Source organism: Williamsia herbipolensis, from assembly GCF_036153515.1.
GTDB classification, from domain to species: domain Bacteria; phylum Actinomycetota; class Actinomycetes; order Mycobacteriales; family Mycobacteriaceae; genus Williamsia_A; species Williamsia_A herbipolensis.
In genome coordinates, this window is record NZ_CP108021.1 from 1962858 (window position 1) to 1987313 (window position 24456).

Annotated in this window: 25 protein-coding genes; 5 read left to right on the top strand and 20 right to left on the bottom strand. The window is 68.7% G+C overall.

From position 1 onward, the window contains the following. The 3 genes from OG579_RS08785 to OG579_RS08795 are packed head-to-tail and all read right to left on the bottom strand — an operon-like array spanning position 1 to position 3874. The gene (locus OG579_RS08785) at positions 1-1899 is read right to left on the bottom strand and encodes an ABC transporter ATP-binding protein (protein ID WP_328858824.1); all 1899 of its coding nucleotides are present in this window, start codon (positions 1897-1899) and stop codon (positions 1-3) included. Then, positions 1892-2842, bottom strand: a complete 951-nt coding sequence (locus OG579_RS08790) for an ABC transporter permease (RefSeq protein WP_328858825.1) — start codon at positions 2840-2842, stop codon at positions 1892-1894. Before OG579_RS08790 ends, OG579_RS08785 begins: the two co-directional genes overlap by 8 nt. A 57-nt stretch (positions 2843-2899) precedes the next feature. Beyond that, positions 2900-3874 carry an ABC transporter permease gene (locus OG579_RS08795; protein WP_328858826.1) on the bottom strand — a complete coding sequence of 325 codons (975 nt, stop codon included), beginning with the start codon at positions 3872-3874 and terminating at the stop codon, positions 2900-2902. A gap of 178 nt (positions 3875-4052) precedes the next feature. Between OG579_RS08795 and OG579_RS08800 the strand changes: the two genes are divergently transcribed. Both OG579_RS08800 and OG579_RS08805 read left to right on the top strand, forming a co-directional pair. Continuing rightward, complete coding sequence (locus tag OG579_RS08800; protein ID WP_328858827.1) at positions 4053-5006, top strand: nitrilase-related carbon-nitrogen hydrolase; 954 nt, start codon at positions 4053-4055, stop codon at positions 5004-5006. Between the two features lie 23 nt (positions 5007-5029). Then, complete coding sequence (locus tag OG579_RS08805) at positions 5030-6046, top strand: agmatine deiminase family protein (RefSeq protein WP_328858828.1); 1017 nt, start codon at positions 5030-5032, stop codon at positions 6044-6046. A 42-nt stretch (positions 6047-6088) separates the two neighbouring features. Here OG579_RS08805 and OG579_RS08810 read toward each other — a convergent pair whose 3' ends face one another. After that, positions 6089-6535 (bottom strand): Hsp20/alpha crystallin family protein, encoded by a 447-nt coding sequence (locus OG579_RS08810; protein ID WP_045823937.1) that lies wholly within the window; start codon positions 6533-6535, stop codon positions 6089-6091. Positions 6536-6818: 283 nt separating this feature from the next. On the opposite strand from OG579_RS08810, the gene OG579_RS08815 reads away from it, so the two are divergent. Next, a complete protein-coding gene (locus tag OG579_RS08815; RefSeq protein ID WP_045823938.1) occupies positions 6819-8834 on the top strand; it encodes an acyl-CoA dehydrogenase family protein in 2016 nt (671 codons plus the stop codon). Here OG579_RS08815 and OG579_RS08820 read toward each other — a convergent pair. The 10 genes from OG579_RS08820 to OG579_RS08865 form a co-directional block, all read right to left on the bottom strand. After that, positions 8812-9114, bottom strand: coding sequence for a hypothetical protein (locus tag OG579_RS08820; protein WP_328858829.1), 303 nt, complete (start codon positions 9112-9114; stop codon positions 8812-8814). The genes OG579_RS08815 and OG579_RS08820 overlap by 23 nt on opposite strands. Then, on the bottom strand, positions 9111-9698 hold the full coding sequence (locus OG579_RS08825) for a DUF3093 domain-containing protein (protein ID WP_328858830.1): 588 nt from the start codon (positions 9696-9698) through the stop codon (positions 9111-9113). The genes OG579_RS08820 and OG579_RS08825 overlap by 4 nt, the downstream gene beginning before the upstream one ends. Beyond that, positions 9691-10083: a hypothetical protein gene (locus OG579_RS08830; RefSeq protein WP_052688984.1), complete on the bottom strand. Its 393-nt coding sequence runs from the start codon at positions 10081-10083 to the stop codon at positions 9691-9693. Before OG579_RS08830 ends, OG579_RS08825 begins: the two co-directional genes overlap by 8 nt. Then, complete coding sequence (locus OG579_RS08835; protein ID WP_328858831.1) at positions 10080-11060, bottom strand: hypothetical protein; 981 nt, start codon at positions 11058-11060, stop codon at positions 10080-10082. Before OG579_RS08835 ends, OG579_RS08830 begins: the two co-directional genes overlap by 4 nt. A 66-nt stretch (positions 11061-11126) precedes the next feature. Beyond that, positions 11127-12110: a porphobilinogen synthase gene (gene hemB, locus OG579_RS08840; RefSeq protein WP_328858832.1), complete on the bottom strand. Its 984-nt coding sequence runs from the start codon at positions 12108-12110 to the stop codon at positions 11127-11129. A 4-nt stretch (positions 12111-12114) separates the two neighbouring features. Beyond that, on the bottom strand, positions 12115-13770 hold the full coding sequence (locus OG579_RS08845) for a bifunctional uroporphyrinogen-III C-methyltransferase/uroporphyrinogen-III synthase (protein ID WP_328858833.1): 1656 nt from the start codon (positions 13768-13770) through the stop codon (positions 12115-12117). A gap of 45 nt (positions 13771-13815) precedes the next feature. Further along, complete coding sequence (hemC, locus tag OG579_RS08850; RefSeq protein ID WP_328858834.1) at positions 13816-14742, bottom strand: hydroxymethylbilane synthase; 927 nt, start codon at positions 14740-14742, stop codon at positions 13816-13818. After that, entirely contained in the window at positions 14739-16091 is a 1353-nt protein-coding gene (locus OG579_RS08855; RefSeq protein WP_045821902.1) for a glutamyl-tRNA reductase, read from the bottom strand. The genes hemC and OG579_RS08855 overlap by 4 nt, the downstream gene beginning before the upstream one ends. Next, positions 16088-16804: a redox-sensing transcriptional repressor Rex gene (locus OG579_RS08860; RefSeq protein WP_328858835.1), complete on the bottom strand. Its 717-nt coding sequence runs from the start codon at positions 16802-16804 to the stop codon at positions 16088-16090. Before OG579_RS08860 ends, OG579_RS08855 begins: the two co-directional genes overlap by 4 nt. A 48-nt stretch (positions 16805-16852) precedes the next feature. Continuing rightward, entirely contained in the window at positions 16853-17104 is a 252-nt protein-coding gene (locus tag OG579_RS08865) for a glutaredoxin family protein (protein WP_045821900.1), read from the bottom strand. Between the two features lie 160 nt (positions 17105-17264). On the opposite strand from OG579_RS08865, the gene OG579_RS08870 reads away from it, so the two are divergent. Next, the gene (locus OG579_RS08870; RefSeq protein ID WP_408068817.1) at positions 17265-18368 is read left to right on the top strand and encodes an HAD family hydrolase; all 1104 of its coding nucleotides are present in this window, start codon (positions 17265-17267) and stop codon (positions 18366-18368) included. Positions 18369-18482: 114 nt separating this feature from the next. After that, positions 18483-19385: a type IV toxin-antitoxin system AbiEi family antitoxin domain-containing protein gene (locus OG579_RS08875; protein WP_328858837.1), complete on the top strand. Its 903-nt coding sequence runs from the start codon at positions 18483-18485 to the stop codon at positions 19383-19385. An 82-nt stretch (positions 19386-19467) separates the two neighbouring features. Here OG579_RS08875 and OG579_RS08880 read toward each other — a convergent pair whose 3' ends face one another. The 6 genes from OG579_RS08880 to OG579_RS08905 form a co-directional block, all read right to left on the bottom strand. Further along, positions 19468-20601, bottom strand: a complete 1134-nt coding sequence (locus OG579_RS08880; RefSeq protein ID WP_328858838.1) for a lysophospholipid acyltransferase family protein — start codon at positions 20599-20601, stop codon at positions 19468-19470. A gap of 110 nt (positions 20602-20711) precedes the next feature. Next, on the bottom strand, positions 20712-21770 hold the full coding sequence (locus tag OG579_RS08885; RefSeq protein ID WP_045821897.1) for an NAD-dependent epimerase/dehydratase family protein: 1059 nt from the start codon (positions 21768-21770) through the stop codon (positions 20712-20714). Positions 21771-21860: 90 nt separating this feature from the next. Then, the gene (locus OG579_RS08890; RefSeq protein ID WP_003402602.1) at positions 21861-21962 is read right to left on the bottom strand and encodes a 30S ribosomal protein bS22; all 102 of its coding nucleotides are present in this window, start codon (positions 21960-21962) and stop codon (positions 21861-21863) included. A gap of 216 nt (positions 21963-22178) precedes the next feature. After that, complete coding sequence (locus OG579_RS08895) at positions 22179-22472, bottom strand: helix-turn-helix domain-containing protein (protein WP_082502166.1); 294 nt, start codon at positions 22470-22472, stop codon at positions 22179-22181. A gap of 215 nt (positions 22473-22687) precedes the next feature. Continuing rightward, positions 22688-23560: a pyrroline-5-carboxylate reductase gene (proC, locus tag OG579_RS08900; RefSeq protein WP_328859199.1), complete on the bottom strand. Its 873-nt coding sequence runs from the start codon at positions 23558-23560 to the stop codon at positions 22688-22690. A gap of 37 nt (positions 23561-23597) precedes the next feature. Next, positions 23598-24443 (bottom strand): thioesterase family protein, encoded by an 846-nt coding sequence (locus OG579_RS08905; RefSeq protein WP_328858839.1) that lies wholly within the window; start codon positions 24441-24443, stop codon positions 23598-23600. Positions 24444-24456 lie beyond the last annotated feature (13 nt).

Consider the following 24456-nt stretch of genomic DNA (forward strand, 5'->3'; position numbering starts at 1 on the left):
TCATATCTTCTCGGCCAGTTCGGCGGCGGTGGTGATGCGTTCGCGTTGTCGGGCGGGGTCGGGGACGGGGATGGCTGCGAGCAGGGCTCGCGTGTAGGGGTCGCGGGGGGTGGTGAACACCTGCTCGGTGGGCCCCTTCTCGACGAACACGCCGTTGCGCATCACGGCGACGTCGTCGGCGAGATGCCGCACGACCGAGAGATCGTGCGACACGAACAGATACGCCAGTCCGAGTTCGGCCTGCAGATCCTGCAGCAAATTCAGCACACCAGCCTGGATCGAGACGTCGAGCGCGGACACCGGTTCGTCGAGGACGAGGATCGACGGCCGCAGCGCGAGCGCCCGGGCTATGCCGATACGCTGCCGCTGCCCGCCGGAGAACTGGGTGGGATAGCGGTCGGCGAAGGCCGGTCGCATGCCCACGGTGTCCATGAGTTCCCGTACGCGGGTGGCACGTTCGGACGCCGCGACTCCGGTGATCTTCAGCGGTTCGGCGATGATCTCACCCACCGGCATCCGGGGGTCGAGAGATCCCATCGGATCCTGGAAGACCATCTGGATGTGCGCCCGGAGGTCGCGCTGCGCACCTCGTCCCAGCGCGTACGGCTCCTGTCCACGGATGGTGATCGACCCCGACTCGGGTCGGGTGAAGTCCATGATCTGCATCAATGTGGTCGACTTGCCGCACCCGGACTCACCCACGATCGCCAGTGTGTGGCCGGCCCGGAGGTCGAAACTGATCCCGCCCACCGCCTCGAACGACCCTGTGCGGCGCCGGATCACCGAGCCCTTGTACAGCGGGTAGCTCTTGTGCAGATCGGTCACCGACAACACGACATCGGAGGCCGTCTTCTCGGAGGCCGCGCCGGCATGCTGCGCCTCGACCTCCACGCCGAAGACCTCGGCGGCACTGCCACCGGTGGCGGACTCGATGTTGATGCAGGCGGCCCGATGGCCCTCGGCCACCTCGATCAGTGGTGGCTCGGCGGTGTCGCAGGCGTCGGTGTGGACCGGGCAGCGCGGGGCGAACGGGCACCCGACCGGTAGGTCGACCAACGCGGGTGGGTTGCCGTCGATGGGCACCAGACGCTGCTGCGCCGGGCGGTCGGGACGAGGAATGGAGCCGAGGAGTCCGATCGTGTACGGCATCGACGGCTGCGCGTACAGGTCCTCGACAGCAGCGGTCTCGACGGCGCGTCCGGCGTACATCACCATGACGCGATCGGCCACGCCCGCAACCACTCCGAGGTCGTGGGTGATGAACACGACACCGGCGCCGGTCACGTCGCGAGCGGTGCGCAGCAATTCGAGGATCTGGGCCTGGATGGTGACGTCGAGAGCCGTGGTCGGTTCGTCGGCGATGATCAGGTCGGGGTCGTTGGCGATGGCCATCGCGATCACCACGCGCTGACGCATGCCCCCGGAGAACTCGTGCGGGTACGACCGCGCACGGGTCGTCGGATCGGGGATGCCCACGAGGTCGAGGAGTTCGACGGCACGGGTCTGCGCCGCCGACCGCGACAGCGACGGGTTGTGGATGCGCACGGCCTCGGCGATCTGGTCGCCGACCCGGAAGATGGGTGTCAGCGCCGTCAACGGATCCTGGGAGATCATCGCCACCGAACGGCCCCGCTCGGTGGACATCTCACGGTCGGCGAGCCCCAGCAGCTGTCGTCCGTTCAGTTCGATCGACCCCGACACGCGCGCCGACGGTGGCAGCAGACCCATCACCGCCAGCGACGACACCGACTTGCCCGACCCGGATTCGCCGACGATGGCCAGCACCTCACCCCGGGTCACCGAGTAGTCGAGCCCGCGGACCGCGGTCACCGTTCCCTCTTCGCTGGGGAAGGTCACCTTCAGGTCGGAGACGTCGAGGACCTTCGCGTTCTCAGCCACGGGCTTGGCCTCTCGTGGAGGTGGGATCAAAGGCGTCGCGCAGGCCGTCACCGACGAAGTTCGCGGCCAACACGATGAGGACGAGTGCGCCACAGCAGAATCCGAAGAGCCACGGGTACGTGAGGGCGGACGAGGTGCCGTCGGCGATGAGCGTCCCCAGTGACACATCGGGGCGCTGCACACCGAACCCGAAGTAGCTCAGACTCGCCTCACCGATGATGGCGATACCCACGTTGAGCGTGACGTCGACGATGAGGATCGATGCCATCGACGGCAGGATGTGCTTGCCGATGATGGTTCCCGGCGCGGCACCCATGTATTTCGCGGCCCGGATGAACTCCCGTTCGCGCAGCGAGCGCGTGAGGGCACGCACGATGCGGGAGGTGATCATCCACGAGAACGCGGCGAGCAGGACGACCAGGATCATGAAGCTCTTGCCCCGGAAGTACGGGCTCGAGATGGCGATGATGAGAAAGCTCGGCACGACCAGCATCACGTCGGCGATCCACATCAGTCCCCGATCGGCCCATCCACCGAAATAACCTGCCATCGCGCCCACCACGCCGGCGACGACGGTCGAGATGAGTGCGACCAGGATTCCGATGATCAGCGACTTCTGCAGACCGCGCAGGGTCTGCGCGAGAACGTCCTGCCCGATCTGGTTGGTGCCGAACCAGTGGGTCGTGGTCGGCGGCGAGTTCAACGCGAATGCGTCGAGTTCCTCGTAACCGTAGGGGATCACGTAGGGCAGCAGGAACGCCGCGAGGAACATCGCGACCAACACCACGATCCCGAACAGCGCGAGTCGGTTGCGCAGGAAGCGACGCAGGATCAGTCGCCGTTGGCTGATCGGCGGCGCGAGCACCACGGCATCGACGGTGTCGAGTGCCTCGTCGCCGACCGGCCCGACGGACCCGTCAGCGGGACGGATGGGTACCGACATCGTCGGCTCCTCTCTCGACGGGGGGCATGGGGGTCGCGGCGATCGGATCGGTGGCCATCACACGCGGATCCGTGGATCGAGTGCCGCGGTGAGGATGTCGGTCAACATCCCCGAGATCAGCACCGACAACGCCGTGAAGAGCGACACCGCCATCGTGATGTTGACATCCTGGCTGGTGATCCCGTAGATCAGCCAATCGCCCATGCCGTACCACCCGAAGACGCGCTCGGTGAAGGTCGCACCGGTGATCACCGCACCCATCCCGAACGCGAACAGCGTCGCCATCGGGATCAACGCCGTGCGGAATCCGTGTTTGAAGATCGCCCGTCCACGGGTCAGACCCTTGCCGCGCGCGGTGCGGATGTAGTCGGAGTTCAGCTCGTCGAGCATCGAGCTGCGCATGTAGCGGCTGTAACTGCCCAGGGTGAACAACAACAGCACGAGGGTGGGAAGAACGAGATGTTGTGCGCGATCGATGATCTCGTTCCACAGACCGGGCGACAGCGTGGTGGAGGTCTCCCCGGTGTACTCGAAGAAGGTCGAGCCGGTCGACTGGTTGACCCTGACCGCCAGGTACTTCAGGACCGGCGCGAGGACCAGAACGGGGATGCTCAGCAGGACGAACGTCACGACGGTCGCGATGTGGTCGAAGATCTTGTACTGCCGCACCGCGCCGTACGCACCGACCAGGGTGCCGATCACCGCGCCGAGGACGGTTCCGAGCACCACCAGACGCAGCGACACGAGAATGCGGCGCCACAACTCGTCGTTCACCGATCCCGCCGCGATCGTCTGCCCGAAGTCCCCGGTGAGGACATCGCGGAGCCATTGGAAGTACCGCAGCACCGGGTTGTCGTCGAGATGCAATGCCTCGCGTTTCGCCGCGAGCACCCCCGCCGACGGCGGAGGGTTGCGTCCGAGGAGATTGGCCAGCGGATCGAACGTCAACGACGCCAACAGATACGTCAGGAAGGTCGCCACGAACAGCAGGACGATGTAGTTCAGGAGCCTCCGAACCAGATACCCCGCCACGCACCCCACCCTTCGAGAACCCTGTAAACAACTTGCGTCATTGTGCACACGTCGTGTTTCACATTCGTTTCGTTTTGCTCCGAAAGGTGAAATGTCGGTGCGTCTGCAGCGCTTGCCGGACCCGCGAACTGGCGTTATCTTTAAACGAACACCATTCGTTTAAAGACGAGGAGACCTGATGCGCACGATCGTCGCCCCCGCGGTGCCCGCGCCGCCGTGCCGGTACGAGGCCCCGACGCGCGATCCGTTGCGCGTCGCGCTGGTGCAGCATCAGTGGCACGCCGACCCCGACGACCTTCGGGCCGAGCTCGCCGAGGGGATCGCCGCAGCGGCGCGCGAGGGTGCCCGCGCGGTGTTCCTTCCCGAGCTGACCCTGCGGCGCTATCCCGCCTTCGAACGCGCAGGCACCGACCCGGGCGCCGACGCCGAGGACCTGCACACCGGACCCACGGCCACGTTCGCCGCCGAGATGGCGCGCACCCACGACCTCTTCGTCCATGCCTCGATGTACCAGCGGTCCCCCGCCCCGACCGGCTCGACAGACGACGGACTCGGGCTCAACACGGCGATCCTGGTCTCGCCGGCGGGCGAGATCGTCGCGCACACCCACAAACTGCACATCCCGATCAGCCCGGGCTATTACGAGGACACCTACTTCCGTGGCGGCCCGGCTGATGACCCCTACCCGGTGCACCGCCCCGAGGGACTCGACGCGGCGATCGGACTGCCGACCTGTTGGGACGAATGGTTCGCCGAGGTGACGCGCAGCTATTCACTGGCCGGGGCCGAGATCCTCGTCTATCCGACGGCGATCGGTTCCGAGCCCGACTTCCCCGAGTTCGACACCCAACCCCTGTGGCAGCAGGTGATCGTGGGCAACGCGATCGCCAACGCGACCTTCATGGTGGTGCCGAACCGTCACGGCAACGAAGGCGTGATCACGTTCTACGGGTCGTCGTTCATCTGTGATCCGTTCGGCCGCATCCTCGTTCAGGCCCCGAGAGACGAATCGGTGACCCTGGTCGCCGATCTCGAACTGGACCAGCGGCGCGACTGGCTGGCACTGTTCCCGTTCCTCGCGACACGTCGACCCGACACCTACGCATCCCTGACGGCTCCGGTGACACCGTGACCAGCGGCGGCAGGAACTGGCGGATGCCCGCGGAAACCGCGGTGCAGGAACGTGTCTGGATGGCCTACCCGGTAGCGGGGTATTCCCTCGGGGACACCGAGACCGAACGCGAAGAGGCACGGGCGACATGGGCAGCGGTCGCGCACGCGGTCGCCGAATTCGAACCGGTGACGGTGATCGCCGATCCCGGCGAGATCAGCCACGCGCGACGCCACCTGTCGACCGAGATCACCCTCGTCGAGGCACCGCTGGACGACGCCTGGGCCCGCGACATCGGCCCCACCTTCGTGCTCGACGAGAACGGGACGCTCGGCGCGGTCGACTGGGTGTTCAACGGCTGGGGCGCCGCCGACTGGGCGACCTGGGACAACGACCAGCACATCGCCACGCTCATCGCCGAACTCGCCGGCGCGGAACTCGTCGACTCGCCGATGATCAACGAGGGCGGCGGTATTCAGGTCGACGGCGCGGGGACCGTGCTGCTCACCGAGACCGTGCAACGGGGCGAGGGCCGCAACAGCACCTGGTCTCGTGAGCAGGTCGAGGCCGAACTCGCCCGCACCATCGGCACCACCACCGCGATCTGGCTGCCGCGCGGGCTGACCCGCGACAACGACACCTTCGGCACCCGTGGCCATGTCGACATCGTCGCGGCCTTCCCGACACCGGGCACGGTGCTGGTGCACGACCAGACCGACCCGACCCATCCCGACCACGCGGTGACCGCCGAGATCATCGACGTGCTCTCGGCTGCCACCGACGCCGCGGGTTCGACTCTGGATATCATCCGGGTGCCCGCTCCGCACAACCTCACCGACGCAGGTGGTTTCGTCGACCACAGCTACATCAATCACCTCGTGGTCAACGGTGGCGTGATCGCCTGCGCCTTCGACGACCCGTCCGACGCGCCCGCCGCCGAGATCCTGGCCGACGTCTACCCCGGACGCGAGGTGGTGACCGTCGACGCCCGGCCACTGTTCGACCGCGGCGGTGGCATCCACTGCATCACCTGCCAGCAACCGAGTCGACGGCACCCGTGAGCCGCGGGCCCACGGGTGCCGTTGTCGGAATCGGGCTCTGGGTCAGCTGGTGGATTCGGCCTCGATCGACCGCGGCGAATCCTTCTGGCGCACTTCGATCGTGCGGGGCTTGGCGCGTTCGGCCACCGGGATCGTCACGCTGAGGACCCCGTTCTCGTAGGAGGCCTCGATACCGGCGGCGTCGATGTTGTCGCCCAGGCTCAGCTGGCGTCGATAGGTGCCGGAGAACCGCTCGTTGGCCAACCACTGCACCGCATCGTCCGACCGCGCGGTGCGTTGCGCGGCGAGGGTGAGTGTCCCGTTGTCCACACTGACCTCGACCGATCCCGGGTCGACACCCGGCAGATCCGCGGTCAGCAAGAAATGGTCGTCCACCTTGCAGAGATCCATCGGCATGAATCGCGGGGTCCGCGTCGATCCCGTCGGCTGGCCGCTGAGCAGACCGCGGGCGAGTGCGTCCATCTCGGTGAAAGGATCAAATCGAAGCACAGCAACCCACCTCCTGTGTCGCCATGGCCCGCCCCGGTGACGAGCCCTCCATCACTGTGCAGCACCGACTTTAGCACTCGACACCCACGAGTGCCAGATCTTGTCGAGAAGATATTCTTCCCAGTCCTTCACCCGCACAGTATGTTCGGACCCTCGGCGCGCACGTCCACCCATCCGCAGTTATCGTTCCGTTATCCGACACGCCGACCACCGCTGTATTCCGGATGTCAACTGTGATCATCATTTCCGTCGAGCCCGGTCCGGCTCTGCGTAACGTGGGTATATGTCAGTCACCGATGCGGCAGTACCCGAAGAAGTCACCCCGGACCTGAGTGAGACCGGCGCCGACGACACCGTCGATCGTGAACTCCTGGTCGACAACCTGCGCTACACCCTCGACGGCCGCTGGCGTGAGACGCGTCAGTATGCGCGGCGCAACATGGACCGCGTCGATCTCCTTCCCGACCCGACCCTGACGATGCAGGAGTCGCGGGACCGGACGTTCGAGCACATCCGCGAACTCGGCAAGCTCGATTTCGCCGCCGCCGGATTCCGCACCGAGCACGGCGGCACGGGCGACGTGGGCGCGTCGATCACCGCGATCGAGATGCTCGGCTACGCCGATCTCTCGCTGATGGTGAAGGCCGGCGTCCAGTGGGGCCTGTTCGGCGGGGCGATCGAGAACCTCGGCACGCAGCGCCACCACGACAAGTACGTGAAGCCGCTCATCGACCTCGACCTCCTCGGCTGCTTCGCGATGACCGAGAAGGGCCACGGATCCAACGTCCAGGCACTGGAGACCGTTGCGACCTACGACCGCGAGACCGACGAGTTCGTCGTGCACTCGACCACGCCCTCGGCCACGAAGGACTACATCGGCGGCGCCGCGCAGCACGCCACCCTGGCGACGGTGTTCGCGCAGCTGGTGACCGCGGGTCCGGGGCAGGAGCCCGAAGACCATGGCGTGCACTGCTTCGTCGTGCCGATCCGCGACGACAACCACGAGCCGATGCCGGGCGTGACGATCGGCGACGACGGCCCGAAGGGTGGCCTCGCCGGTGTCGACAACGGACGCCTGAGCTTCGACCATGTCCGCATCCCGCGCGAGAACCTGCTCAACAAGTACGCCGACGTCGATGACGACGGCAGCTACCACTCCCCCATCGACAACCCGAACCGCCGCTTCTTCACCATGCTGGGCACGCTGATCCGTGGGCGCGTGTCGGTGGCGGCGACCGCCGGTGCCGCCGGCCGCAAGGCGCTGGCCATCGCCACGCACTACGGACTCGAGCGCCGTCAGTTCGAGGCACCCGACTCCGACAGCGAGATCGTGATCATGGACTACCTGGCGCATCAGCGGAAGTTGTTGCCGCTCATCGCCAAGTCCTACGCCCTGGCCTTCGCGCAGAACGAGGTCGTGGAGGAACTGCACGAGGTCCAGACGGCCAAACCCGAGGACACCGAGGGTGACGACTCGATGGCCGGCCGCCAGCGGGAACTCGAGAGCGCGGCCGCCGGACTCAAGGCGATGACGACCTGGCACGCCTCGCACGCGATCAACGTGTGCCGCGAGGCCTGCGGCGGCAACGGCTATCTCGACGAGAACCAGCTGTCGATCATGCGCGGCGACATCGACGTGTTCACCACGTTCGAGGGCGACAACACCGTGCTCACCCAGCTGGTCGCGAAGGAACTGCTCTCGGCATACGCCGAGGACGTCCGCGGACTGAACACCGTCGGCTGGGCACGCTTCATCGCCGACATGGCCCGCGACGTCATCCTGGAGAAGTCCGCCGCGCGTCAGGTGGTGCAGACCCTGCTCGACTCCTCCGGCGAGGACCCCGAGGAGTCCGAGCTGTCGAACCGCGCCACGCAAGTCCGCCTGTTCCGCAACCGCGAGGACCACCTGCTGCGTACCTGCGCCAACCGCCTGCGCCGCGCGACGGCCGAGGACGCCGACGCGTTCGCGGTGTTCAACAACGCGCAGGACCACCTGCTGAAGGTGGGCCACGCCCACATGGAGCGCGTGGTTCTCGAGGCGTTCATCGAGGGCATCGAGAACTGCGACAGCAAGGCCGCCGCCGACCTGCTCGGCACCGTCTGCGACCTGTTCGTCTACTCCGCGTTGGAGGATGATCTCGACTGGTTCCTCATGCACCGCCACGTGTCGGTGGAGCGCGCCAAGGCGATCCGGCGTGGCGTGAACGAACTGTGCAAGGAACTCCGGCCGCACGCACAGACCCTCGTCGACGCCTTCGGCGTTCCCGAGGCGTTGCTCACCGTGGCGATGGAGGGCTGAGAACCCCTGCTCCCGTGTCGCCGCGGCGGCGCGGGAGCACCCGGGTGACCGCGACGTAGGTGGCGACGACGGCGGCGAGGACGCACGCCGTCGCGCCGCCGATCCGGTTGCCGCTGTAGGTCGTCAACGAATACGGGCCACCCACAGTGCGGTCGTCGATCGTCAGCGGTGGGTAGTCGGCCGTGGTGACCGAGGTGAGTGCCAGCCACACCGCCAGCGCCACGAACACCAGCGCGACGACCACCGCCACCCCGGCGACCAGATGTCGTCGGCCGTTCACGACGTCTCGTCCGAGTCGTCGAGGTTCGGTGTGGGGTTGGGCTTCGAGTCGCTTCGTGGGCCGAGGCCCATCTGCACCGCGAGGAGCGCCTCGGTCAGTTCCTGACGAAGACGTCGATGATCGCGAGCCCACGCCTGGGTCAACTTCCCCGAGGTGAGGGTCAGGCCTATGCCGGTGCGCCGACGCGGCACACCCGACAGCTCACCGAGGGCCGAGGCGCTCTCCCAGTCCTTCGGATCGGGGGCGTTGTTCTCGGGGTGGATCTTCTCGATGTCGGTGAGCGGGATCGTCTTCACGCCCTGCCGCAGCGTGGTCTCGGTGAGGCACACGCTGACGTGTTGGCGCGCGGCGTAGACCTGGATGAGTGCGAAGCCGGTGAGCACCACGAAGAAGATCGACAGCACCGGCCAGTGGATCTGACCCGGGCCGGTCGCCTCGACCGCGACGACCGCCGCGATGAGCAGCGGCCCGATCGACACCACCCACCAGCTGCCGCCGTTCTCACGGAACAGCACCGCGCCGGCGTCCTCGTCGGATCCCGTGTCGGAGTCCTTCTCACGACCGGGGTCGCGCCGATCAGCCACCGATCGCACCCCCGCTGAACCACTTCTCGGCCGCGGGCCGGTACGCCATCATCGATCCGACGAGACCCACCAATCCGCTGACCAGGAGGAACGGGTCGAAGAACAGGACCGCGACCAGCATCCCGGCCATGGTGACCACCAGGGTCAGCACCGACACCGTCGACCGCCAGCGTGCGTCGGGCGTCGCGGCTCGGCGGCCCAGGATGTAGACCGCCGCGGCGATCGCGATGCTGATGACGCCCAGGCCGATGCCGAACGCGCTCGCACTGCCGATCCCGATCCACAGGAACCACACCGCCGAGACCCCGAACAACACCGCCGAGGCCAACCACAGCCTCGCGGCCCACACCGCCATCGTCGGGACGACGACGTCACCGCCGCTCATCGACGTGACTCGTCGTCGGAGGGGGCATCTCCAGAGGGGCTGTCCCCGGATCGATCGTCGGGCGCGGACAGGTCGCGCTCACGCACGTTCTCCCCCGTCGCCGGTCGCGCGGATGCACGGTCGTCGACGGGCGGTGACGGTGGCGACTGCTGATACGCCTGCGGATCGAACGTGCGGGGGTCATAGGCGTGCGGGTCGTAATAGGGGCTCGGCTGCTGCCCCTGGTTGTGCTGCTGCCCCGGGTACGGCTGCGTCGGTGGCTGGTACCGGTTCGGGTCGTACTGCGGGGAGGGCGGGTACTGGGCAGGCGGGTACTGACCCGGCTGCTGCGCGCCCGGCGGCGACGGGGCCGGCGGGTAGTGGGCCGGCGGGTATTGCGCGGGCGGATACGCGGTGGGCGGGTACGGGGCGGGCGGGTATCCGGGCGTGGGGGTCGCGCCTCCGCGGCGGTGCACCGCCATCTCACGGCAGTACTTCTCCGAGTCCTTTTGCAGCAACAGGTATCCCGCACCGAGAGCGGCGACCCCGCTGATGACCGACGGGATGGTCGTCCACGCGGGACCACCGTCACCGAAGAGCGAGAACACCGCCTGCACCACGAGGAAACCGCTGAGGAACGACAGCACCAGGCGCGCCCAGTTGTGCCCCGACCGCGCCAGCCACACCAGCAGCAACGACACCGCCGTCACGACCACACCGACACCCACGAACACCCCGACGATGAGACCCGTCGACGCCATGAGGTCGGACTGCTCGGTCGACGCCTCGCGCGCCGCCCTGCGCACCGAATCGGCCGCGGCGGAGTACTGACCGCCGTAGGCGACGGCCTGCATGACGATCACCACCAGCCACAGCTCGGTCCCGATCGCCATCGGCGTGGCCAGGGTCGGCTTCGTGTTCTGCGGACCGGACTCCGGATGGGTGCCCTGGTGGGGCGGCCCCGGCTGAGGCGGCCGCGGATTCGACGGGTACGACATGGCACACAGAGTAGTGCCCCAGCCACATCCGACGGTGTCCGCCCAGCTCAGGTGGCCGAAAGGGGGTCAGCCCAATCGCTGCGCGACCTCGGTCGCCCAGTAGGTGAGGACGATCGAGGCACCGGCCCTGCGGATCGAGGTCACCGACTCCATGATCGCGGCGTCGCGGTCGATCCACCCGCGCTCGGCCGCGGCGGTGATCATCGAGTACTCACCCGAGATCTGGTACGCCGCGATCGGTGCGTCGGTCGCGTTCGCCACGTCACGCACGATGTCGAGGTAGCTCATCGCCGGCTTCACCATCACGATGTCGGCGCCCTCGGCGAGATCGAGTTCGAGTTCCCGCATCGCCTCGTCGCGGTTCGCCGGATCCTGCTGATAGGTGCGCCGGTCCCCCTGCAACGTGGAGCCGACGGCCTCGCGGAACGGTCCGTAGAACGCCGAGGCGTACTTCGCGGTGTAGGCGAGGATGCCGGTGTCGGTGTGGCCGGCGTCGTCGAGCGCGTCGCGGATCACCCCGACCTGGCCGTCCATCATCCCGCTCGGACCGAGCAGATGCGCACCCGCGTTCGCCTGCGCGAGCGCCATCGACACGTAGCGGTCGAGCGAGGCGTCGTTGTCGACGCGACCGGAATGATCGAGCACGCCGCAGTGCCCGTGGTCGGTGAACTCGTCGAGACAGGTGTCGGCCATAAGCACGGTGGAGTCACCGAATTCGTCTCGCAACGCCCGCAATCCGCGGTTGAGGATCCCCTCGGGATCATCGGCCCCGGAACCGGTCGCGTCCTTGTCCTCGGCGCGCGGCACACCGAACAGCATGAGCCCTCCGACACCGGAAGAGACCGCCTCGGCGGCGGCTGCGCGCAGCGAATCGAGCGTGTGCTGCACGACGCCGGGCATCGACGAGATCGGCTGCGGCTCGTCGAGGCCGTCGGCCACGAACATCGGGAGCACGAGATGCCGTGGCTCCAACGATGTCTGGGCCACCAACCGACGCATGGCCGGAGTGGTGCGCAGCCGGCGCGGCCGGATGTAGGGATGCGAGGTCATGAGATCAGGACCGGGAGCGCCGGGCCTTCTTGCGCGGCGGGGGCAGAGCACCTTCGGCGCGCAGACGCGAGGCGTGCTCGGCGAGGGCGTCGACGAGATCGGGCACCGACGCCGACTCGGGCTGGACATCGACCCGCAGGCCGAATTCCGTTGCCGTCTCGGCGGTCTTGGGTCCGATGCACGCCACGATGGTGCGCGCATGCGGCTTGCCCGCGATGCCGACGAGGTTGCGGACGGTGGAGCTCGAGGTGAAGCAGACCGCGTCGAACCCGCCGGTCTTGATCATCTCGCGGGTGGTCGCCGGCGGCGGCGCCGCCCGCACGGTGCGGTAGGCGGTGACGTCGTCGATCTCCCAGCCACGATCACGCAGACCCTCCGAGAGCGTCTCGGTCGCGATGTCGGCGCGCGGCAACAGGATCCGGTTCACCGGGTCGAACACGTCGTCGTAGGGCGGGAAGTCGTCGAGCAGACCCAGCGACGACTGCTCGCCACTCGGGATGAGTTCGGGGTTGATGCCGAAGGTACGCACCTTCTCGGCGGTGGCCTCGCCGACGCAGGCGATCTTGACGCCGCTGAACGCGCGTGCGTCCAAACCGAATTCGGCGAACTTCTCCCACACCGCACGCACCGCGTTGGTGGAGGTGAACACCACCCACTGGTAGCGGCCGTCGACGAGACCCTTGACCGCACGTTCCATCTGCGCGGGACTGCGCGGCGGCTCGACGGCGATGGTCGGCACCTCCATGGGGATCGCACCGTGCACCACGAGCCGATCGCTCATGTCGCCGGCCTGATCCTTGGTGCGCGGCACCAGAACGGTCCAGCCGTACAGGGCACGCGACTCCCACCAGCTCAGCTTGCCGCGCTGGGCGACGACCTTGCCGATGGTGACGATGAGCGGTCCCTGCAGACCCGCACCCTTGTCGTTGAGCGTCGCCAGCGTCGCCTCGATGGTGCGCTGCTGGCAGGTGGTGCCGTTGACGGTGACCGCGACCGGCGTCTGCGCCGCCACACCGTGCTCGGTGAGGGCGCTGGCCGTCTCGGCCAGGTGACCTGCGGTGGCGTGGAGCACCAGCGGGCCGGGGGCGGCCGCGAGCGCGGCCCAGTCGACCTCGCCGCGGACGTCGGCCTCGGTGTGCGACGAGCCCAGCGGCATACCCGCGTAGCTCGGCACCGCGGCGGCGGCCGGGAGACCGGGGATGACCTCGAAGCCGACCGAGGTGCGGGCGACGGCGGTGACCTCGGCGAGAACGGAATCGGTGGTCAATGGATCGCCGGAGACCAGCCGGACCACGTCGTCGCCGGCCTTCGCGGCGGCGAGCAGGGTCTTGGCGACCTCACCCGGATCGCCCAGGGCCGGTCGGATGCGTGCGCCCGCGGCGTCCTGATCGTCCACGGCGGGCGGGGTGTCGACGGGGGCGTCGTCACCGTCGGCGGTCGCGTCGGCCGACGAGGGTTCGGGCCGGCGGACGACGGGCTCCTCGACCGGGATGTCGGCCCCGATGAGAGCGGTGACACCCGCGGGGACGTCGGCGTCGACGAACACGGTGCTCGCCGAGGCGATGGCGTCTCGGGCGCGAAGCGTCAGCAGTGCCGGATCTCCGGGGCCCGATCCGACAAACAGGATCCGACCCGGACTGGCCTTCTTCGTACGGCTCATTCGTGCGCTCTCCTGACCCGTGCGGGGGTCCGTTGCGTTCGGTGGCTACTGAGAACGCATGACCTCCGCGGCCCCGCGATCCAGCAGTTCTACGGCGAGTTCCCGCCCGAGATCGGCAGCGCGTTCGACCGGTCCCACCAGCGACGACCGGATCACATGGGATCCGTCCTCCGCAGCGACCGCAGCGCGCAGCGACAGCTCGGTGAAGATGCGCCCGTCGTCGTCGAGCGACTCCACCACCTCGGCGATCGCTCCGACCGGGGCCGTGCAGCCGGCTTCCAGGGCTGCCAACACGGCTCGCTCGGCATCGACCGCCGCCCGTGTGGGGGCGTCGTCCAACTCGGCGAGAATGCTCACCAGTTCGGCATCATCGGAGCGGCACTCCACAGCGAGGGCACCTTGTGCAGGTGCCGGAAGCAACACGACCGGGTCGAACGCCTCGGTGACCTCATCGGCACGACCGATACGAACCAGCCCGGCACGGGCCACCACCACTGCGTCGAGTTCGCCGCTGGCGACTTTGCCCAACCGAGAATCTAGGTTGCCTCGTAGGGGGCGGATTTCCAAACCGAGACCCAGTGCGTTAAGCTGCGCGATCCTGCGCGGCGCCGAGGTCCCCACGGTCGATCCCGGTGGCAGCTCGCCCAGCACCCGACCACCCGACGCGACCAGCGCATCACGCGAATCCTCACGCGGCGGGACGGCGGCGATCGTGAGCACCGGGTCGACCGCGGTCGGCAGGTCCTTGTAGGAGTGCACGGCGACGTCGATGTCGCGGGCGTGCAGCGCGTTGCGGATGGCGGTGGTGAACACGCCGACGCCGATCTTCTCCACCGGCTCGGCCGACATGTCGCCCGCCGTGGTGATGACGACCAGCTCCGCGTCGTGGCCCGCCGCGATCAACTGGTCACGGATGACCCCCGACTGCGTCGTCGCCAACAGCGAACCACGCGTTCCTATCCGGATGGTCAACGGTCGCTCCCCGTGACCGGCAGGCCGGTCTCGGGAGCCGAGACGGATTCGGCCGCACCGGGAGTCAGTTCGAACAGCTCGCGCAGCGCCTCGGCGTAGTGGTCGCCGTTGGGGGTCGAGGCGAGCTGCTTCACGCGCACCGTCGGCGCGTGCAGGAGCTTGTCGACGACGCGACGGACGGCCTTGGCGACCTCGTCACGCTGGGGGTCGTCGAGTCCGGGCAGCCGGGTCTCGAGGCGCATGATCTCGGCCTCCACCATCTCCGCGGCGCGCTGGCGCAGGGCGGTGACGGTCGGGGTGACCTCGGCCTGACGCTGCAGGGTGAGGTACTCGGCGAGCTCCCCGGCGACGATGGCGCGCGCGGCGGAGGCGTCGGCGGCCGCGGCCTGGGTCGCCCCGTCGGCGCGCAGGCCCTCGATGTCGACGATGTGGACGTGCGGCAGCTTCGCCGCGGCGGGATCGACGTTGCGCGGCAGTCCGAGGTCGCAGATGACCAGAGGCGTGGTGCGGGTGCGCTGCGCCAGGGCCGAGTGCACCTCACCGACGCTGACCAGCGAACCGACCGTGCCGGTACAGCTCACCAGGACGTCGGCCTCGGCGACCGCGGCGGCCAGGTCGGCCATCGGCACCGACGTCGCCCGCACACCGTGGTTCTTCGCGACGTTGGCCGCGAGGTGGTCGGCCTTCTCGGCCGTACGGTTGACGATCGACAGGTCGAGGACGCCATCGCGGGCGAGGTGGGCCGCGGCGAGCGCACCCATCGCGCCGGCGCCCAGCACGACCGCCGACCCGATGGCGCCGGGGGTCTCGCGGGTGCCCAGGAGCGCGCGGGCGCGGTCGAGGGCGACCGACACCACCGATGCGCCGGCGCGGTCGATGCCCGTCTCGGTGTGCACGCGCTTGCCGACGCGCAACGCCTGCTGGGCCAGTTCGTGCAGGACACGTCCGGCTGAGGAGTGCTCGTCGGCGCTGGCGTAGGCCGATCGGATCTGGCCGAGGATCTGCTGCTCGCCGACGACCATCGAGTCGAGTCCGGCGGCCACGGTGAACAGGTGCTCGACGGCGGCCTCGGAGTACCGGACGTACGCGTGCTGCGTCATCTCGTTCACGGTCATGCCCGAGTGCTCGCCGATCACCGCACCCACCGCCTCGAGCGCGGGGTGGAACGCGTCGACGACGGCATAGATCTCCACCCGGTTGCAGGTCGAGACCATCATGACCTCGGAGATCTGCGGGGTGTCGAGGAGTTGGTCGACCAACTTGGGTCGGTCACCGTCGGACACCGCGAGGCGTTCGAGCACCGAGACCGGCGCGCTGCGGTGGGACACTCCGAACAGGAAGATGCTCACACTGACACTGCTTTCTGGGTGGCTCCGCTCACGGCGTTCTCGGTCGATGCACTCGTCGAGTCGCGCCGCGAGGCGTTGAACGCGAGGACCTGGAGCTCGAGAGCCAGGTCGACGGGTCGGACGTGCACCGACGGCGGCGTGTGCAGCGCCACGGTCGTGAAGTTGAGGATCTGCCGCACGCCCGCCAGCACGAAGGTGTCGCAGGTCTGCTGCGCGATCGCGTCGGACGTCGCCACCACGGCGATGTCGACGTTCTTCGCTGCGCATTCGGCGGAGAGTTCGGTCATCGGTGCCACGATCATCTCAACGCCCCCGGTACCGAATGTGGTGCCCACGAGGTCGGGATCAGTGTCGAACATCGCAACCACGCGGAACCCGCGTCCGAATCCTGTGTGTGCGAGAAGGGCCCGCCCCAGGTGGCCGGCGCCGGCCAGCGCGACGTTGTGGGTGTCGGACGTGCGTAGGGCCAGCGCGATGCGGGCGGTGAGGCGACCGACGTCGTAGCCGACTCCGCGCACCCCGTTCGCGCCCACGTGGGAGAGGTCCTTGCGCAGGATCGCGGGGTTCACGCCCGCCGCGGTGGCCAGTTGCCCGCTCGACGCCACCACGACACCGTGCTCACTGAACGACCGCAGCACGTGCAGATAGGCAGCCAACCGCGCCACGGAGGCAGCGGGGATCGACGATGTCACGTCGTCGTCGGCATGAGGCACGGGTCGAGGGTATACCGCTTGTGAACGCGTTCACAAAGAAGGGCCGACTCACCTCGCGGCGTCGAGGTCGGCCCGCAGTCGGGGCATGTCCACCTCGCCGTAACTGTGCTCGCGCTCGTCGAGCAGCACCACGGGCAGACGATCACCGAACTCCGCGCGCAATGCCGGATCATGGGCGGCCGCGGCGTCGACGTCGACGATCTCCAACGCTGTGTCGTACTCGACAGAGACCGGCTGCAACTCCTCGAGCGCGCGGGCACACGCCGGGCAACCCGCGCGGGTCAGCAGGGTGATCACCATGGACACCGATTGTGCACCCGAACGCGCCGGACCAATCGGATGCTGTGGGCCGGGTGCGGTGGGCGGGGTGTGACGAGCGGGTGCGGCTAGGCTTGGAGTCCGAGGAGCAGGAGGCGATCTGGTGACCGATACGCCCGGCGACACCGACCCCGAGGGGTCGATGCACACCGGCCCCACCGGCGATGGTGCGCACGAGCCCGATGCCATCCCCCCGGTGCCCGCCGAGAAGTCCGTCGACGCCGTGACCAGCACAGGTCCTGTCGGTGCCGAGGATCGCGAACCCGGGGGCACCGTCAGCAACTGGATCTCCTCGCGAGCGAATCGCTCGGCACAGTCGGGGCGGGTCGGCCGCTTCCGGCAGTCCGCCGCCGAACTGCGACACTCCCTCGCCGGTGAGGCGAGCGCGCAGGCTGCCTACGCCACCCTCGAACGTCGCGGCCGGCTCGCCGGACCCGTGCACGACGACGACGAGCCCGGCGCACCCACCGACGTCCCGCCCGACCTGACCGCCGCCGCCTTTTTCGACGTCGACAACACGCTCGTGCAGGGCGCGTCGATCGTGCACTTCGCGCGCGGGCTCGCCGCTCGCGACTACTTCTCCTACCGCGACATGGCCGAATTCGCCTGGGCGCAGGCCAAGTTCCGCATCAGCGGGCGCGAGAACGCCGACGACGTCGCCTCGGGTCGGGAGAAGGCCCTGGCCTTCATCGCCGGTCGCTCGACGGAGGAACTGCGCAGGCTCGGCGAGGAGATCTTCGACGAGACCATCGCCGACAAGATCTGGCCGGGCACGCGCACCCTCGCGCAGATGCACCTCGACGCAGGGCAACAGGTGTGGCTGGTGACCGCCACCCCACTCGAACTCGCACAGACCATCGCCGACCGCCTCGGCCTCACCGGCGCCCTGGGCACCGTCGCCGAGAGCGTCGACGGGAAGTTCACCGGGCGTCTCGTCGGCGACATCCTCCACGGACTCGGCAAGGCCCACGCCGTGCGACAGCTCGCGGTGCGTGAAGGCCTCAACCTCAAGCGCTGCACCGCCTACTCCGACTCCCACAACGACGTCCCGATGCTGTCGCTGTGCGGGACCGCGGTCGCGATCAACCCCGACGCCGACCTCCGCGACGTCGCCCGCGTCCGCGGCTGGGAGATCCGCGACTACCGCACCGCCCGCAAGGCCGCCAAGATCGGTCTGCCCACCGCGGTGCTCTTGGGTGCCGCCGGCGGCGGCGCCGTCGCCGCGGCCCGTCGCCTCCGCGACTGACCGCTTCTCGCGACCGTTTCGTCCTCGCGCGACCGTCGCAACGGTCGCGCGAGGTGCAGTTGGTCGCGGGAGACGTGACGGGATCCGATCGGTTGTCGGCCGCGTCCAAGCTCCATGGCCACATTTCCCGTCGACGACAACGGTCTCGTACACCGCGACTCCGTCCTCCGCGTCGGCCTCGCTGACAAACACCTCGCGGCCGCAGTCCGCGAGGGCCGCCTGACGCGCCTGCGCGCGGGGACCTATCTCCTCACGACGCCCTCGTCGCCCGAGCACCGACACCGCTTGCGTGTCGTGGCATCGACGCAGCCCGACACCGTCGTCAGCCACCATTCCGCGGCGGTCCTGCACGGGTTCGCCATGCTGCGACCGGCATTCGAACGGGTGCACACGACGTCGGGTTCCTCGGCCGGCGGCCGGATCTCGCGCACCCGTCACATGCACGCGGGTCCGCTCGACGACGTCGACGTCGTCGGTCACGACGGACTTCTCGTCACATCCGCGGCGCGGACGGCGGTCGATGTCGCGTGTCACGGCGACTTCGATCAGGCGCTGGTCGTCTTCGACTCCGCACTCCGCGGCGGAGTGGAGGCCGTCGACCTCGCCGCCGAGCTGGATGGTCGCCGCCGTCGCGGGATCGGCGTCGCTCGACGAGCCCTCGCCGTCGCCGACGGGTCCTCGGCATCGGTGGGCGAGTCGTGGAGTCGCGCCCAGATGATCACCGCCGGACTCCCCATCCCCGTCCTCCAGCGTGAACGCCGCCTGTCGGGACGGCGCATCATCACCGACTTCGACTGGGACGACCGCCTCGTCGGGGAGTTCGACGGGCAGATCAAATACGGCCGGCTGCTCGCCCCGGGACAACGTATCGAGGACGTCATCGCCGACGAGAAAGCCCGAGAGGATCTGCTGCGGTGGAGCGACCGGATGGTGGTCCGATGGGTGTGGGCTCAGCTCGTCCGACGCGAGGTCGTGGGACTCATCCGTCCGTGGCTCGATCGGTTGGAACGCGTATGACCACATTCCCGCGACCGACTCGGCCACCGGCGACCATTGCGACGGTCGCCTGAGGCGGGAACGGTCGCGTGAAGCGTGGAGATCAGCCGAAGTAGACCGAACCGCGTCGGGAGAGCATGCGGAAGAGGGTCTGTTGGATCTCTTCGCGAACGTGGTCGGTGAGGTCGAAGACGACCATGGGGTCCTCGGCGGCCTGTTCGTCGTACTGGCTGGTCTCGATGGGCTTGCCGAAATGGATGTGCCACTTCGAGGGCAGGGGCACGAGACCCAGCGGGCCGAGCAGCGGGAACGTGGGCGTGACCGGGATGTAGGGCAGTCCGAGCACGCGGGCGAGCGGCTTCAGATCGCTGAGCATCGGGTAGATCTCCTCCGACCCCACGATGGACACCGGGATGATCGGCACGGCCGCCCGCAGCGCGGTGGTCACGAAGCCGCCGCGACCGAACCGCTGCAGCTTGTAGCGGTCCTTGTAGAGCTTGCCGACACCCTTGAAACCCTCGGGCCACACCGCGGTCAGCTCGCCGCCGCGCAGGAGTCGTTCGGCGTCGGCGGTGCAGGCGAGGGTCGAGCCGGTACGCCGGGCGAGCTGCCCGACGAACGGGGATTCGAAGGCGAGGTCGGCGGCGAGCATCCGGAGGAACCGCGCACGGGGGTGGTGATCGTGGACGGCGACAGATGTCATCAGCGCGTCGATGGGAATGGTGCCGGCGTGGTTCGCGACGAGCAGCGCACCACCCTCGTCGGGGATGTTCTCGATGCCGGTGACCTCGACGCGGAACCACTTGTCGAAGAGCACACGCATCGCGGGGAGGAAGACGCCCTCGGTGAAGTGGGGGTCGAAGCCGAAGTCGTCGACCTCGTAGTCGCCGGTCAGTCGCTCGCGAAGATAGCCGGCGCCGGAGATCACCGAATCGGCGACCGCGGACCGCAGTCCGGTCAGGCTGAACAGTGGGCTGCCGGTGCGCCCGACGGGCAGACCGGCGGCGTCGAGGCGCGCGACGACGTCGGCGTTGATCGGGGTGATCTCGGCGGTCGTGGCGTCGGCGTCGTTCGAGGCGACGATGTCGGAAGACGTTGGGGCCGAGGGTGTTGCCGGCTTCTGCTGCGACGGATGACGACGACGGACCTGCTCGCGACTGGGCGCGTCGGGTGGGGTCGCGTACAGCTGGATCACCTTGGCGGTCCGTGCGTCGGATGCGCCGTTGTTCTTGACCACTGTGCCGACACCCTTCCGCAAATCTCGCCGCGCTCTCCCCGACAACGTCTCCAGCCCCCGGTCGTGCCACCGCCTGCTCAGTGTAGAAGGTGGGGCAAGTCGGTGCCGGTTCAGACCAGCGAGCGCGCGGTCTCCGCGATCCGCTGTTCGAGGCGGTGCCACGCCCCCGCCGACACCACCGGCTCCAGGGGGCGCCGCGCGATGAAGTCGTCGAGCGTCTCGAGGCTCGAGTACCTCGGCGCGAAGCCCAACTCGGCGCGCATGCGGGCGGTGTCGAGGACGCGCCCGTAGGTGAGGTACGACGCCTGGTCGCCGTGCAACGTCGCCACGCGCATCCCGCGGAACACCCCCGCCACCGAACCCAACAGGTTCGCCGGCACCGGCAGTTCGACACGACCGGCACGACGGATCGCCTGGGTCAGTGTCACGACACCGTCGGCGGCGAGGTTGAACGTGCCGGGTCGGCCGAGCAGCGTCGCGTGCTCCAGCGCGGCCAGCGCGTCCTCCTCGTGCAGGAACTGCAGTCGCGGCTGGTAGCCGATGACGACCGGGATGATCGGCGAGGAGAAGTAGATGCTCATGCGGGTCGAGATCTTCGGGCCGAGCATGGCCGTCGGCCGAAGGATGGTGACGTCGATGTCCTGACGTCGGCGCGCCAGACCGCGGGCGTACGACTCGACGTCGAGCAGGTCGCGTCCGTATCCGGTGGTCGGTTCGACGCGAGCCCGGTTGTCCTCGGCGAAGTGCGCGGGATCGGCGGCGCTCGAGCCGTAGACCATCCCCGTCGACCGCAGCACCAGTCGCCGCACCGACGGTGCCCGCTGGCACGCGGCGCACACCTGCATCGCGCCGATGACGTTGAGTTCCTTGATCGCGGGCGAGTGCGCCACTGTGTCCATCACCGACGTCGCCGCGTGCACGACGGTGTCGACGCGCGCGTTCTCGATGACCTTCGCGATGGTGGGGCGCCGGATGTCGGCACGCACGAACTCGGCACGCCCCATCCTGCGGATCATGTCCTTGCTGGGGACACGCGCATCGACGGCCAGGACCCGTTCGATCGAGGGGTTCTGCGCGAGGCGGGTGGTGAGATAACCGCCGAGGAAGGTCGACGCACCCGTCACCAGCACCACCTTCGGTGCATCCGACCGTGCGTTGGCGTCGCTCATGGGGTCACCCTAGCCATCGCGGGCGTCGGGCGCAGATATGAGAAAACCCGCCGACCAGCGGCGGGTTTCGTCATAGGAGAACTCAGTCGATCACTTACCGAGTTTCCTGCGCTGCACTCGCGTGCGACGCAGCAGCTTGCGGTGCTTCTTCTTCGACATGCGCTTGCGGCGCTTCTTGATGACTGAACCCATCTGGGCACCCTCACGATCTGACCTAATGGTCCTTGCGGTCTGCGGACTGCACTCGTTCCGCAGAACCGCGGGGCCGGTGGGCCGTCGAGCACAACAATGGTCCACGTTACCGAACGCCGGCCCGGAGATGAAATCGGCGGGCCTGCGACGACGGCGATCGTGGACTCGGCGGGTGCCGGACAACACGGAGGTCGCAGGCACCCGGAGACGTCGGTGTCAGCCGACGTCGAAGTACGACGTCTCGAGGTAGTCGTGAACCGCCTTGGCGTGCACCCGGAACGAGCGCCCGACACGCACCGCGGGCAGTTCGCCGCTGTGGACGAGCCGGTACACGGTCATCTTGGAGACACGCATCAACGCGGCCACCTCGGCCACGGTCAGGAACTGGGTTCCCGAGCCGACAGCATTGAGTTGGCCGCCAGAGGCGGGAGTGCTCGAGCCGCTCGAGGCCGGTGTGACCGGTGACCCACTGGGGCCGTTCCGGTCGCCGGCATTACTTGCAGGCGCCATGAAATTCTCATACCTCCGGTGCACGCGTCGCGGCCGCGGGCTTCCCCTCCCGCGGACACCAGACACGCACGTGCTCCAGGGAGCTTAGCGTGGCGCGTGGGAAAGATGCGACGTGAGTGGGTAACCATTCTGAGATTGACCAGTTAGCGAACCGACATACGGCGTGTCGCGGTCAAACGTCGGCGTGGCGTGTGCAGACGCACACGCCGGCGGGGTCAGTCGCGGTCGGAGATGTCCGATGTCGAGGGTCCGGAACCGCCCGAAACGGGCCGCGCGTCGGCCGCCGCCATCGACACACTCGCCGCGACGTTGGCCCGCATGGCCTCGTAGAACGCGTGCCGGAAGCCGTTGGCCTCGAGCTGCCGGATCGCCTCGGCCGTGGTCCCGGCCGGCGAGGTGACCGCCGCGCGCAGGTCCACCGGCGACACCTTCGACTCGGTCAGCAGCACCCCGGCGCCGCGGATGGTCTGACCGGCGAGCTCGGTGGCGACGGCCCGGGTGAGCCCCAGCCCGACACCGGCGTCGATCATCGCCTCGGCCATGAGGAACGCGTACGCCGGACCCGACCCGGACAGCGCGGTGACCGCGTCCATCTGCTTCTCGGCCACGACGACGACCCGCCCCACCGACTCGAGCAACCCCACCACCGTCGCGACGTGCTCCTCGGTCGCGTATCGACCGGGCGCGACCGCCGACATCGCCTCGTTGACGAGCATCGGGGTGTTGGGCATGACCCGCACGACCGGCGCACCGGCGGGCAGGGTGTCCTCGTAGCGACGGGTGGGCAGACCGGCGACGAGGGTGACGGTGAGTCGTTCGACCTCGGCGTTGTCCTCCACCGCGGCGACCTTGGCCACGACGGCGTCGACATCGGCGGGCTTGATGGCGAGCACCACGATGGCCGCACCCTCGACGGCGTCGGCGACGTCGGTGACGCGGACGCCGTACTCCTCGACCAGCTCGGCCCGTCGCTCCTCGGACTTCTCCGCGACCACCAGGTCACGGGTCGGTCGGCCCGAACGGATCAGTCCGGCGAGCAGCGCCTCCCCGATCTTGCCGCCGCCGATGATCGCCACCCGCTGAGTCACACGCATCCCTCTCTGAACGAAGTCGGACCCCAGCTGATCACGGCGCGCCCTCCGGGATCAACGCGAGCTGCCGCGACTGGGCGACGAGCGCACCGGTGGAGTCGATCACCCGATGGTCCTCCTCGAACCAGCCGGCACCGACCTCGCTGGTCGACGACTCGATCCGCAGCCAGCCCGGTGCGGGTGCGCGACGCAGGTAGGCGGTGAGCTGCAGCGTCGGGGCCCAGCCGATGAGGCCGAGGTTCATCACCACCGGCGCCGACAGGTCGCCGCAGAGCACGGCGAACGGGCCGTCGGGATCGGAGTCGCTCGGTCGGGCCCAGATCCGCATCAGCGGCGCACCGGTCTCGCCACGGACCATGGGGGTGGTCGCGGGGTCGTAGGCCATGTCGATGGCGCCGGTGAGGTGCACGATGTCGGCCATCGCCGAGTCCTTCGTCCACTCGACGTCGGCGGGCGGTTCGACCGGCATCTCGGTGATCGCCTGCGGCGCGACGTAGTGCGGCTCGGCGGTGTCGGGACGGCCGAGGGTGATCGACGACGACACCCGGGTGCGACCACCCTGCACGATCTCGACCTCGACGAGCGAGATCCGACGCCCCCGTTTGCGCACCCACACCACGACCTCGACCTCGGCGGGGTCGGGGGCACCGAGGAAGTTGCTCGCGACCGCGATCGGGGCCAGGTCGGCGGGGACCTCTGTCCCGTCGGGCGCGGTGTCGGCGAAGGCGCGCAGCGCGGCGTACGACGAGATGGCCTGCAGCGCACCGCCGTGCACCTTGCTGCCGATGGTGAACACCGGATCGATGGTGATGAGATAGGTGCGGCGGTCGGCGGTGGCCTCCGCGGTGTCGCTGGGGCGTAGGTCGGCGAGCCGTTTCACCGGCGGTCTCCTT

Coding starts and splice junctions, on each gene's coding strand:
- OG579_RS08865 (WP_045821900.1), bottom strand. CDS start 17,104: ATGGTGATCACCCTGCTGACCCGCGCGGGTTGCCCGGCGTGTGCCCGC.
- hemB (WP_328858832.1), bottom strand. CDS start 12,110: ATGACCTCGCATCCCTACATCCGGCCGCGCCGGCTGCGCACCACTCCG.
- OG579_RS08895 (WP_082502166.1), bottom strand. CDS start 22,472: ATGGCGCCTGCAAGTAATGCCGGCGACCGGAACGGCCCCAGTGGGTCA.
- OG579_RS08845 (WP_328858833.1), bottom strand. CDS start 13,770: ATGAGCCGTACGAAGAAGGCCAGTCCGGGTCGGATCCTGTTTGTCGGA.
- OG579_RS08815 (WP_045823938.1), top strand. CDS start 6,819: ATGTCAGTCACCGATGCGGCAGTACCCGAAGAAGTCACCCCGGACCTG.
- OG579_RS08835 (WP_328858831.1), bottom strand. CDS start 11,060: ATGTCGTACCCGTCGAATCCGCGGCCGCCTCAGCCGGGGCCGCCCCAC.
- OG579_RS08805 (WP_328858828.1), top strand. CDS start 5,030: ATGCCCGCGGAAACCGCGGTGCAGGAACGTGTCTGGATGGCCTACCCG.
- OG579_RS08875 (WP_328858837.1), top strand. CDS start 18,483: ATGGCCACATTTCCCGTCGACGACAACGGTCTCGTACACCGCGACTCC.
- OG579_RS08830 (WP_052688984.1), bottom strand. CDS start 10,083: ATGAGCGGCGGTGACGTCGTCGTCCCGACGATGGCGGTGTGGGCCGCG.
- OG579_RS08800 (WP_328858827.1), top strand. CDS start 4,053: ATGCGCACGATCGTCGCCCCCGCGGTGCCCGCGCCGCCGTGCCGGTAC.
- OG579_RS08790 (WP_328858825.1), bottom strand. CDS start 2,842: ATGTCGGTACCCATCCGTCCCGCTGACGGGTCCGTCGGGCCGGTCGGC.
- OG579_RS08885 (WP_045821897.1), bottom strand. CDS start 21,770: ATGAGCGACGCCAACGCACGGTCGGATGCACCGAAGGTGGTGCTGGTG.
- OG579_RS08870 (WP_408068817.1), top strand. CDS start 17,265: ATGCACACCGGCCCCACCGGCGATGGTGCGCACGAGCCCGATGCCATC.
- OG579_RS08890 (WP_003402602.1), bottom strand. CDS start 21,962: ATGGGTTCAGTCATCAAGAAGCGCCGCAAGCGCATGTCGAAGAAGAAG.